Raw genomic sequence first — 11,963 nt, 5'->3', positions numbered from 1 at the left:
GCCGAAGAACAATGACGGGGTGTGATCTTCGTCTAGGCCAAAACGACCTAAACCGGACATTCACGCCTGGATTCGGTACTCCTCCAGTAGCCGGCGACCAATGATCATTTTCTGGATCTCGGCGGTACCTTCACCGATCAGGAGCATCGGGGCCTCCCGGTAGAGACGCTCGATCTCGTATTCCTTGGAGAAGCCGTACCCGCCATGGATGCGGAACGCGTCCTCCACGACCTCCTTGCAGTACTCGGAGGCGAGGTACTTCGCCATGCCCGCCTCCAGGTCGTTTCGCTGACCGGAGTCCTTTTTGCGAGCGGCATTAACCATCATGGCATGGGCCGCTTCGACCTTTGTCGCCATTTCGGCCAGTTTGAACTGGATCGCCTGGTGCTGGGCGATCGGCTTCCCGAAGGTGTGCCGCTGCTGCGCGTAGGAAACGCCCAGCTCGAAGGCGCGCTGGGCGACGCCGCAGCCGCGCGCGGCGACATTGACCCGGCCGACCTCGACGCCGTCCATCATGTGATAGAAGCCACGTCCGGTCTGGCCGCCGAGCACCCGATCGGCCGGGATGCGCAGCCCGTCCATGATCAGCTCGGTGGTGTCGACGCCCTTGTAGCCCATCTTGTCGATCTTGCCCGGGATGGTCAGGCCGGGCCGCACCTCACCGAAGCCGGCCTCCTTCTCCACGAGGAAGGTGGTCATCGACTTGTGCGGAGCGGTGCCCTCCGGGTGCCCCTCGTCCGTACGGCACAGCACCGCCACGAGTGTGGAGGAACCGCCGTTGGTGAGCCACATCTTCTGGCCGTTCAGGACGTAATCGTCGCCGTCCCGCACACCCTTGGAGGAAATGGCCGAGACGTCCGAGCCGAGCGCCGGCTCCGACATCGAGAAGGCGCCCCGGATTTCGCCGGCCGCCATCTTCGGCAGGAAATAGTCCTTCTGCTCCTGCGTGCCGTGCTGCTTGAGCATGTACGCCACGATGAAGTGGGTGTTGATGATGCCCGAGACGCTCATCCAGCCGCGGGCGATCTCCTCGACGGTCAGCGCGTACGTGAGCAGGGACTCACCCAGCCCGCCGTACTCCTCGGGAATCATCAGGCCGAACACGCCGAGTTCCTTCAGGCCCTCGACGATCTGCGTCGGGTATTCGTCGCGGTGTTCCAGCTCCGTGGCGACCGGCAGGATCTCCTTGTCCACGAAGTCGCGGACGGTGGAGAGGATTTCCCGCTGGATGTCGGTCAGGCCCTCGGTCTGCGCAAGACGGGTCATGGCGGTCACTTCTCCTTCTTGGCCGCGGGGGCCGCCAGCTCGGGGCGGCCGGGCTGCTCGCCGCCGCGCTCCTTGATGTACGTGGCCGTGGGGACCATGACCTTCCGGCGGAAGATGCAGACCAGGGTGCCGTCCTGCTTGTAGCCCTTGGTCTCCACGTACACGATCCCGCGGTCCGACTTCGACTTCGAGGGCGTTTTGTCGAGCACCGTGGTCTCGCCGTAGATCGTGTCGCCGTGGAAGGTCGGCGCGACGTGCTTCAGCGACTCGATCTCGAGATTGGCGATGGCCTTTCCGGAGACGTCCGGCACCGACATGCCCAGCAGCAGCGAATAGATGTAATTGCCGACCACGACGTTCTTGCCGAAGTCGGTGGTCTGCTCCGCGTAGTTGCTGTCCATGTGCAGCGGGTGATGGTTCATCGTGAGCAGACAGAAGAGGTGGTCGTCGTATTCGGTGACCGTTTTCCCCGGCCAGTGCTTGTACACATCGCCGACGGTGAACTCTTCATAGGTGCGGCCGAACTGCATCGCGCTCATGCCTCCGGGGCTTCGAACTTGGATGTACGGATCATGCCGGCGGCCCGGCCCTTGCCGGCGACGACCAGGGCCATCTTCCGGCTCGCCTCGTCGATCATCTCGTCACCGAGCATCGCGGATCCCTTCTTGCCGCCCGCCTCCGAGGTGTGCCACTCGTAGGCGTCCAGGATCAGCTCGGCGTGGTCGTAGTCCTCCTGGGACGGCGAGAACACCTCGTTTGCGGCCTCGACCTGGCCCGGGTGCAGCACCCACTTGCCGTCGAAGCCGAGCGCGGCGGCGCGGCCGGCGACCTCCCGGTAGCCCTCCACGTTCTTGATCTGAAGGTAGGGGCCGTCGATGGCCTGCAAATCGTAGGTCCGTGCGGCCATCAGAATGCGCATCAGAATGTAGTGATACGCGTCCGCGCCATAGCCGGGCGGCTGCTCGCCGACCACCAGGGACTTCATGTTGATCGACGCCATGAAGTCCGCCGGGCCGAAGATGATGGTCTCCAGCCGCGGCGAGGCACCGGCGATCGCGTCGACGTTCACCAGGCCCTTGGCGTTCTCGATCTGCGCCTCGATGCCGATCCGGCCGACCTCGAAGCCCATGGTCTTCTCGATCTGGGTCAGCAGCAGGTCCAGCGCCACGATCTGCTGGGCGTCCTGGACCTTCGGCAGCATGATGCAGTCCAGGTTCGGCCCCGCGCCCTCGACGACCGTGATGACGTCTCGGTACGTCCAGTGCGTCGTCCAGTCGTTGACCCGCACGGTCCGGGTCTTGCCGGTCCAGTCGCCCTCGTTCAGCGCCTCGACGATCGTGTGCCGGGCGCCCTCCTTGGCGAGCGGCGCGCAGGCGTCCTCCAGGTCCAGGAACACCTGGTCCGCCGGCAGGCCCTGGGCCTTCTCCAGGAAGCGCGGATTGCTGCCGGGCACCGCGAGGCAGGAGCGCCTCGGCCGTTGCCGGTTCACCGCCGTCATGCGGGGACCTCCAAGGGGTCGAGCTGGTTCGCCGTCCGGATCTCGTCGACGATACGGCCGATGATCTCCGTAATACCGAAGTCCTTCGGCGTGAAGACGGCCGCCACTCCGGCTTCCTTGAGCGCGGTCGCGTCGGCCGAGGGAATGATGCCGCCGACGATGACCGGGATGTCGTCGACGCCGGCCCGCCGCAGCCGGGCCAGCACGTCCGGCACCAGCTCCGTGTGCGAGCCGGAGAGGATGGACAGGCCCACGCAGTGCACGTCCTCGGCGACCGCCGCCGAGACGATCTGCTCCGGCGTCAGCCGGATGCCCTGGTAGATCACCTCGAAGCCGGCGTCCCGGGCGCGTACCGCGATCTGCTCGGCGCCGTTGCTGTGCCCGTCCAGTCCGGGCTTGCCGACCAGCAGCCGCAGCTTGCCGCTGCCGAGCTCGGCCGCCGTCTTGGCGACCTTCTCGCGGACCGCGGCCAGCGGGCTGCCCGCCTCGGCGGCGACCGCCAGCGGGGCGCTGGAGACGCCCGTGGGCGCCCGGAACTCGCCGAAGACGTCCCGCAGGGCCCACGCCCACTCGCCGGTCGTCACGCCGGCACGGGCGCACTCCAGGGTCGCCGCGAAGAGGTTGGTGTCGCCGGCCGCCGCCTTCTTCAGCGCCGACAGCGCCTCCTGGGCGCGGCCCTCCTCGCGGTTGTCCCGCCAGTCGTGCAGCCCCCGCACCACCCGCGCCTCGTTGGCCGGGTCGACGGTCATGATGGCGGTGTCGAGGTCCGCGGTGAGCGGGTTGGGCTCGGTGGACTCGAAGCAGTTCACGCCGACGATCTTCTCCTCGCCGGCCTCGATCCGGCCCCGCCGCTCGGCGTGCGCGGACACCAGCTGCGACTTGAGGTAGCCGGACTCCACCGCGGCCATCGCGCCGCCCATCTCCTGGATCCGCTCGATCTCGGCCAGGCAGTCGGTGACCAGCGCGTCCACCTTGGCCTCGATGACGTGCGAGCCGGCGAAGATGTCCTCGTACTCCAGCAGGTCGCTCTCGTGCGCGAGGACCTGCTGGATGCGCAGCGACCACTGCTGGTCCCAGGGCCGGGGGAGGCCCAACGCCTCGTTCCAGGCCGGGAGTTGGACCGCCCGGGCGCGGGCGTCCTTCGACAGCGTCACGGCCAGCATCTCCAGCACGATCCGCTGGACGTTGTTCTCCGGCTGGGCCTCGGTCAGGCCGAGCGAGTTGACCTGGACGCCGTAGCGGAAGCGCCGTTGCTTGGGGTTCTCGATGCCGTACCGCTCGCGGGTGATGTGGTCCCAGATGCGGCCGAAGGCGCGCATCTTGCACATCTCCTCGATGAACCGGACGCCGGCGTTCACGAAGAACGAGATGCGGGCGACCACGTCGCCGAACTTCTCCGGCGGCACCTGCCCGGAGTCCCGCACGGCGTCGAGCACGGCGATCGCGGTGCTCATCGCGTACGCGATCTCCTGGACCGGGGTCGCGCCGGCCTCCTGCAGGTGGTACGAGCAGATGTTGATGGGGTTCCACTTGGGGATGTGGGCCACCGTGTACGTGATCATGTCGGTGGTGAGCCGCAGGCTCGGCCCCGGCGGGAAGACGTGCGTCCCGCGCGACAGGTACTCCTTGACGATGTCGTTCTGGGTCGTCCCCTGGAGCTTGGTGATGTCCGCGCCCTGCTCCTCCGCGACGACCTGGTAGAGCGCCAGCAGCCACATGGCGGTGGCGTTGATGGTCATCGAGGTGTTCATCTGGTCCAGCGGGATGTCCTGGAACAGCCGCCGCATGTCACCGAGGTGGGACACCGGGACCCCGACCCGGCCGACCTCGCCGCGGGCGAGGACGTGGTCGGGGTCGTAGCCGGTCTGTGTCGGCAGGTCGAACGCCACCGACAGACCGGTCTGGCCCTTGGCGAGATTGCGCCGGTACAGCTCGTTCGACGCCTCCGCCGTGGAGTGACCGGCGTACGTGCGCATCAGCCACGGCCGGTCCCGTTCCCTTCGCCCCTGGGACTGAGGGTGACGTTCTGTCATGGGTGCCTCCCGGCCTCAGACGTTCCGGAAGCGGTTGATGGCGTCGAGGTGCTCGGCGCGCATCTCCTCGTCGCGCACGCCCATGCCCTCCTCGGGCGCCAGCGCCAGCACGCCGACCTTGCCCTGGTGCAGGTTGCGGTGCACGTCGTACGCCGCCTGCCCGGTCTCCTCCAGGGTGTAGGTCTTCGACAGGGTCGGGTGGATCTTGCCCTTGGCGATCAGGCGGTTGGCCTCCCACGCCTCGCGGTAGTTGGCGAAGTGGGAACCGATGATCCGCTTCAGCGACATCCACAGGTAGCGGTTGTCGTACTCGTGCATGTAGCCCGAGGTCGAGGCGCAGGTGGTGATGGTGCCACCCTTGCGCGTGACGAAGACGCTCGCGCCGAAGGTCTCGCGGCCGGGGTGCTCGAAGACGATGTCGATGTCCTCGCCGCCGGTGAGTTCGCGGATGCGCTTGCCGAAGCGCTTCCACTCCTTCGGGTCCTGGGTCTGCTCGTCCTTCCAGAACTTGTAGCCCTCGGCGTTGCGGTCGATGATCGCCTCGGCGCCCATCTTCCGGCAGATCTCCGCCTTCTGGTCGCTGCTGACGACGCAGATCGGGTTGGCCCCGCCGGCCAGCGCGAACTGCGTGGCGTAACTGCCGAGGCCGCCGCTGGCGCCCCAGATCAGGACGTTGTCGCCCTGCTTCATCCCGGCGCCGTTGCGGGACACCAGCTGGCGGTACGCGGTCGAGTTGACCAGGCCCGGGGCCGCCGCCTCCTCCCAGCTCAGGTGCCTGGGCTTGGGCATCAGCTGGTTGGACTTCACCAGCGCGATCTCGGCCAGGCCGCCGAAGTTGGTCTCGAAGCCCCAGATGCGCTGCTCGGGGTCGAGCATGGTGTCGTTGTGCCCGTCGGAGGACTCCAGCTCGACGGACAGGCAGTGCGCCACGACCTCGTCGCCGGGCTTCCAGGAGTTGACGCCCGGGCCGGTGCGCAGCACGACGCCGGCCAGGTCGGAGCCGATGACGTGGTACGGCAGGTCGTGGCGCTTGGCCAGGTCGGAGACCTTGCCGTAGCGCTCCAGGAACCCGAAGGTCGACAGCGGCTCGAAGATCGAGGTCCAGACGGAGTTGTAGTTCACGGAGGAGGCCATCACGGCCACCAGCGCCTCACCGGGGCCGAGCTCGGGGACCGGGACGTCATCGACGTGCAGCGACTTGCGCGGGTCCTTCTCCTTGGTGGGCAGGCCGGCGAACATCTCGGCCTCGTCCTTGTGCACGGTCACCGCGCGGTAGGACTCGGGGATGGTCAGCGCGGCGAAGTCGGCGCTGGTGGTGTCAGGCGCAAGGATTGCGTCCAGGATCTCGTTCACGGTGTGCCTCCGGCGGGTGGGGCCGCCCCTTCTCGAGCGGGTCGAGAGCTCGGGGGATTCGTAAGGGACGGCTTGAGGGAACGTCGGGGGTGGTACGGGAGGTGGTGCCGTCGGTTCGGCCGGGGTGGCGCTACCGCCGCCGTCTCCGCCGGTGTCGCGGAGGCGTCGGCCGTGGTGCCTGGCAGCGCCTTGGTGAGCGCGGTGCCCGGCGGGTGCCGGGCGGTGTGCCTGTGACGCAGGCATCCGGGCGGCAGCCGGGGAGGGCTGTTGGGACAGCCGGCGCACGAGGATCGCCTCGTCCGCCGGTCGCCCGGACACCCTCAACGTATGACACCGCGTGCCAGTCGACAAGACACTGAGTGCCAAGAATTTCTCTCAGATGTCATTTGGCCGGCACGTATGAGCGGTAGAAGGGCCGATGGCAGGCCTCTCGGTGACACCACGCACGCGCAACATCACAGCAGGTGAAGGAGGAGGCGGTTAGACCGTTCGGGTGGGTCGTGTCCCGGTCAGGCCCGGGACCTCAGGCGCCCGCGGACGGCCGGCCACAGCTGCGCGGCCGTATGCAGGACCAACAGCCCGGCCGCGACGGCGCTGCCGCCCGGCGCACCGGCCCAGACCCCCGCGGCCAGCAGTCCGGCCGCACCCACCGCGTGGAAGCGGTGCAGGCCGACCGCGGCGAGATCGCCGAGCCGGCTGCCGCGGCCGCGCTGCCAGACCCGCCGGGCCGCCCAGGCCGTGCCGCCGGCCAGCGCCAGCTGCGCCGGCCACGGAGCCACCGGCCCGCCCTCCACCAGCGCCACGGCCAGGCAGCCGAGCGCCCAGAGCACCCCGCAGCACGGCAGGGCGAGCAGCCGCAGCAGCACCGGCCGCACATGGCGGGCCGCCCGCTCCACCGGCGGGTCCGGCACCGCGGGCGGCGGCTCCGGCCGGGCGGAGGACGCCTCCGGGCGGGGCGCGGCGGCGGCCTCCGGCCCCGCGGCCAGCTTCAACCACGGCGGCTTGATGGCCAGCAGGTGCTCCCGCAGCAGCGGCAGGTGGTGCGCCCCGGCCTCGCTGAGCGCCTCCCGGAGCAGCTGCTCGGCCGCCCCCAGCCGCCCCGCCTCCTTCTCCGCCTCCATCAGCAGCGCCAGCGCCTCGACCGTCACCCGGACGTCCCCCGACCTGCGCGCCACCTCCAGCCCGCGGCGCAGCAGCTCCAGGACCTGCCGGCGGTCATGCCGGTGCGCCGCGCAGCCGGCCAGCTTCAGCCAGGCGTGCGCCACGACCGTGAGGTCACCGTCGGGCGCCGTCGCCACCGCCCGGCGGTACGAGAGCGCCGCGTCCCGGGCGAGCCCCAGCTGCTCCTCCGCGTCACCCCGCGCCAGCAGTGAGGTCGCCAGCCGGTGCCGGTCACCCCGCAGCGCCCAGCCGCGCACCGCCCGCCCGTAATGGTGCGCCGCGGCCTCCTGGTCACCGCGCTCGGCCGCCTGCTCACCGAGGTCGTCGGCCAGCTCCGGCGACCGCACCCCGGCCCGGATGCGCGCCAGATGGCCCGCCTCCGCGCAGGCCCCGGCCTCCGGCCAGCACTCCAGCGCACGGTAGTGGCGACGCATCATCCGCAGCAGCTCCGCCTCCCGGAGGTGGTCGGCACGGTGCCGGGCCGCGAGGACGCCCTGCCGCAGCACGAACAGCGCGTCCACGGTCCGCGAGCGCCGCAGCAGATACGCCACCAGGTGGTCCACCACCGTCGCGACCCGCGCGTACCGGCCCTGCTCCACCGCCGCCGCCACGGCCGCCGCCAGCGCCCCGCGCTCCCGGTCGAACCACGCCTCGTCGGCGGTGGCGGCCCGCTCGCCGTAGTGGGCCATCAGCCGTTCCAGCGCCGCACCGCGCGCCGACTCCGGTTCCTGCGCGGCGAGTTCACCGACGTAGAGCTGCAGCAGGTCGTGGAAGCGGACCCGGCCCTCGGGGCCGGTGGGGCGCAGCAGCTGGGCCCTGACCAGGCGGCGCAGCGCACGGTCGGCCTCCGCCGGTGAGACCCCGGCCAGCGCGGCGGCCGACCCGGCGTCGATCTCGTTGCCCGGGTGCAGCCCCAGACGGCGCAGCATCCGCGCGTCCGGGTCGTCGAGCGCCTGGTACGAGGCCTCGAACGCCTGCCGTACCGGGTCGAGTTCGGTCAGCCGCTCACCGGGCGGGCGTAACGCGGCGAGGATGCGCTGCGCGCTGTCGTCGCCGTCCCGCAGCCGGCCGGCCACCACGTCCAGCGCCAGCGGCAGATGGCCGCAGAGCGCGGCGATCTCGTCCAGCTGCGACGGCGGGACCGGCTCGGTGGCCGCCGCCTCCAGCAGCGCCAGCGAATCCTTCGGACTGAGCGTGTCCAGCCGCAGCACGGCGAAGGAGGCGTGCTCCGGGGCGCTCCGGACGGTGACCAGGAGGCGGTGGCGGCGGTCGGGGGGTATCAGCGGCACGAGGTGCACGTCCGGCGCGGCGTCGTCGAGCAGGATCAGCAGCGCCTCCTCCGCCTCCCACAGCTGGCTTGCGAACTGGCTGAGCAGCCCGGCCCGGTGCGGCTGGAGCTGATCGCCGGGGATGCCGAACGCCCGCAGCCAGGTGCCCAGCAGCTCCTCCAGGCTCATCGGCTCCGCGCCGCCGTGCGCCCGGGCGTCCGCGTAGAGCACCCCGCCGGGGAACCACTTGTGTGCCTCGTGCGCGGCGGCCGCCAGCAGCGCCGACTTGCCCACCCCGCCCTCGCCGGTGACCGCTATCGCGGTGGGAGCCCCGGCGCGGTCGCCGGGCGCCAGCAGCGCCAGGAGGGCGGCGAGCGGGCCGGAGCGGCCGAGCAGCGCGGCCGGCCGGGGCGGCAGCGCGTTCAGGGAGCGGACGGGGGCGGGCGCCGGGTAGATCTGGACGACGCCACCCTGGATCACGTCGCGGGCCTGCCCGCCGCTGACCGTGTTGTGGGTGGCCGGAGCCGGCCCCGCCTCGCTCGCGTCCGCCACGCCGTAGTGGATAGCACGAGCGAGCCGGGCCCGTCAGGCCGTTACGGGATCATCTCCGGTCCTTGATCGCCTTGCGGATGGTGCGCATGACCTCCTCCAGCGGGGCGTCCGTACGCGCCACCGCGACCAGCACCTCGCCCTCGCGCGAGACGGACGCCGACGGCTGCTCGCCCGTCGTGCCGCGGCCCGCGCCGATCCCGGCGCCGAAGGTCTCCCGGACGATCTCGAAGGCATGGTCCAGCTGGGCCTCCACGTCACCCTCCGCGCCGGCCCGCAGCCAGCGGCGCAGCACGTGGTTGTGCGCGGTGACCACGGCGGACGCGGCGACCTCCGCCAGCAGCGGGTCGTCATCGCCCTCGCGGTGCGCACCCTCGTCGAAGTGGCCCAGCAGATAGCGGGTGAACAGCCGCTCGTAGCGGGCCACCGAGGCGATCTCGGCCTCGCGGAGGGTGGGCACCTCGCGGGTCAGCCGGTAGCGGGCCACCGACACGGCCGGGGAGGCCGCGTACATCCGCATGACCTCCTTGATGCCGCGGCAGACCGTGTCGAGCGGGTTCTCGTGCGGCGGCGCGGCGTCCAGGACCGCCTCGGCCCGCACCAGGGTGTCGTCGTGGTCGGGGAAGATCGCCTCTTCCTTGGAGCGGAAGTGGCGGAAGAACGTCCGCCGGGCGACGCCCGCGGCGGCCGCGATCTCATCGACCGTCGTCGCCTCGTAGCCCTTCGTCGCGAACAGCTCCATGGCCGCCGCCGACAATTCGCGGCGCATTTTGAGCCGTTGCGCGGCCGCCCGGCGGGTGCCGGGAGAGCTGCTGTCGGGGGCGTCGGAAGGCTGCGTACGAGCGGGCTGGGACATGTGGGGACGGTACTGCATATTTACCCGGCCCGCGGCATGAGGTCCCAGGTCCGCCCTTGTGAGCGGGGGTGGACCGCCGTCCGGCTCCAGCAGCCCACCCCAGCCCGCCCCGTCCGGGCGGGGGCGCCCCCACGGGTCAGCGCCGGGCGTACTCACGGAAGCCGCGGCCCGTCTTGCGTCCGAGGCACCCCGCCGCGACGAGGTGCTCCAGCAGCGGCGCGGGGGCCAGCCCCGGGTCGCGGAATTCGGCGTGCAGGACCTTCTCGATCGCCAGCGAGACGTCCAGGCCGACCACGTCGAGGAGCTCGAACGGGCCCATCGGGTAGCCGCCGCCGAGCTTCATCGCCGCGTCGATGTCGTCCAGCGACGCGTAGTGCTCCTGGACCATCTTGATCGCGTTGTTCAGGTAGGGGAACAGCAGCGCGTTCACGATGAAGCCGGCCCGGTCGCCGCAGTCCACCGGGTGCTTGCGGACCCGGGCGCACACCTCCCGCACGGTCGCGTGCACCTCGTCGGAGGTCAGGACCGTCCGCACGACCTCGACCAGCTTCATCGCCGGCGCCGGGTTGAAGAAGTGCATCCCGATGACGTCCTGCGGGCGTGAGGTCGCCCGGGCGCAGGCCACGACCGGCAGCGACGAGGTCGTGGTGGCCAGGACCGCGCCCGGCTTGCAGACCTTGTCCAGCGTCCGGAACAGCTCCTGCTTGACGGCGAGGTCCTCGGCCACCGCCTCGACGGCCAGGTCCACGTCCGCGAACGCGTCCAGCGTCCCGGCCGGCGCGATCGCCGCCAGCGCCGCGTCCCGGGCCTCGGCGGTCATCCTGCCCTTGTCCACGGACCGGCCCAGCGACTTGGCGATCCGGGCCTTCGCCTTCTCCGCCTTCTCCGCGCTGCGGGCGGCCAGCACGACCTGGTACCCGGCCTTGGCGAAGACCTCGGCGATCCCGCTGGCCATCGTCCCGGAACCGGCCACGCCGACCCGGGTGACCGTACGCCCGGCCGCGGCCTCGCCGCTCGCCGCCGGGCTCTCCGCGTCCGGCACGACCGTGGCCGAGCCCGGCGCCTCGTACGTGTAGAAGCCGCGGCCCGCCTTGCGGCCGGTCAGCCCGGCCTCGGCCAGCTGGCCCAGGATCGGCGCCGGGGCGTGCAGCCGGTCCTGGGAGTCGGCGTACATCGCCTCCAGGACGGTCCGGGCGGTGTCCACCCCGATCAGGTCGAGCAGCGCCAGCGGGCCCATGGGAAGGCCGCAGCCGAGCCGCATCGCGGCGTCGATGTCCTCCCGGGTGGCATACCGCGACTCGTACATCGCGGCGGCCTGGTTCAGATAGCCGAACAGCAGACCGTCGGCGACGAAGCCGGGCCGGTCACCCACCGCGATCGGGTCCTTGCCCAGGTCGCGGGCGAGCTCGGTGACCGCGGCGACCGCGGTCGGCGCGGTGAGCACCGAGGAGACCACCTCGACCAGCTTCATGGCCGGTGCGGGGTTGAAGAAGTGCAGCCCGAGCACCCGCTCGGGACGCTGCGAATCGGCGGCGAGCCGGGTCACCGACAGGGCGTTGGTGCCGGTGGCCAGCACGGTGTCCGGCCGCACCACGGCGTCCAGTTCGGCGAAGACCTGCCGCTTGAGCTCGTAGTCCTCGGGGACCACCTCGATGACCAGGTCGGCGTCCGCGGCGGCCTGCAGATCGGTGAAGGTGCGGAAACGGGCCAGGACGTCCTGCCGCTCGCGCTCGGTGATCCGCTCGCGGCGCACCGCACGGGCCGTGGCGGCCTCCAGCGTGGCGACGGCATGCCGGGCCGCGGCCTCGTCGGTGTCGATGCCGATGACCTCGCGGCCGGCCCGGGCGAGCACCTCGGCGATGCCGGTGCCCATCGTGCCCAGGCCGACGACAGCCACGGTGGAGAGGGACAGTGGGGAAATGTCGGGGGAGAGATCAGGGGTGGACGAAGGGCCCATCGCGAACTCCTGAGGGTGTTCC

Annotated in this window: 8 protein-coding genes; all 8 read right to left on the bottom strand. The window is 71.1% G+C overall.

What is annotated here, in order from left to right; all coding sequences use genetic code 11:
• Positions 1 to 60: 60 nt before the first annotated feature.
• Positions 61 to 1,266 (bottom strand): acyl-CoA dehydrogenase family protein, encoded by a 1,206-nt coding sequence (locus ACZ7MX_RS29915; RefSeq protein WP_472136498.1) that lies wholly within the window; start codon positions 1,264 to 1,266, stop codon positions 61 to 63.
• Between the two features lie 5 nt (positions 1,267 to 1,271).
• A complete protein-coding gene (locus ACZ7MX_RS29910; protein ID WP_030412968.1) occupies positions 1,272 to 1,796 on the bottom strand; it encodes a MaoC family dehydratase in 525 nt (174 codons plus the stop codon).
• Between the two features lie 5 nt (positions 1,797 to 1,801).
• Positions 1,802 to 2,764: an HpcH/HpaI aldolase/citrate lyase family protein gene (locus ACZ7MX_RS29905; protein ID WP_472136496.1), complete on the bottom strand. Its 963-nt coding sequence runs from the start codon at positions 2,762 to 2,764 to the stop codon at positions 1,802 to 1,804.
• Positions 2,761 to 4,797, bottom strand: coding sequence for a protein meaA (locus ACZ7MX_RS29900; protein ID WP_472136495.1), 2,037 nt, complete (start codon positions 4,795 to 4,797; stop codon positions 2,761 to 2,763). The genes ACZ7MX_RS29905 and ACZ7MX_RS29900 overlap by 4 nt, the downstream gene beginning before the upstream one ends.
• A 15-nt stretch (positions 4,798 to 4,812) precedes the next feature.
• Positions 4,813 to 6,150, bottom strand: coding sequence for a crotonyl-CoA carboxylase/reductase (gene ccrA, locus ACZ7MX_RS29895; protein WP_472136493.1), 1,338 nt, complete (start codon positions 6,148 to 6,150; stop codon positions 4,813 to 4,815).
• Between the two features lie 509 nt (positions 6,151 to 6,659).
• On the bottom strand, positions 6,660 to 9,131 hold the full coding sequence (locus ACZ7MX_RS29890; RefSeq protein WP_472136491.1) for an AAA family ATPase: 2,472 nt from the start codon (positions 9,129 to 9,131) through the stop codon (positions 6,660 to 6,662).
• A gap of 49 nt (positions 9,132 to 9,180) precedes the next feature.
• The gene (locus ACZ7MX_RS29885) at positions 9,181 to 9,984 is read right to left on the bottom strand and encodes a TetR family transcriptional regulator (RefSeq protein WP_472136490.1); all 804 of its coding nucleotides are present in this window, start codon (positions 9,982 to 9,984) and stop codon (positions 9,181 to 9,183) included.
• Positions 9,985 to 10,120: 136 nt separating this feature from the next.
• Complete coding sequence (locus ACZ7MX_RS29880; protein WP_472136489.1) at positions 10,121 to 11,941, bottom strand: 3-hydroxyacyl-CoA dehydrogenase family protein; 1,821 nt, start codon at positions 11,939 to 11,941, stop codon at positions 10,121 to 10,123.
• Between the last annotated feature and the right edge of the window lie 22 nt (positions 11,942 to 11,963).

Source organism: Streptomyces sp. NPDC107765 (assembly GCF_055657085.1).
Note: the sequence above shows the minus strand (reverse complement) of the source record. Positions and strands in the feature narration are given on the sequence as shown.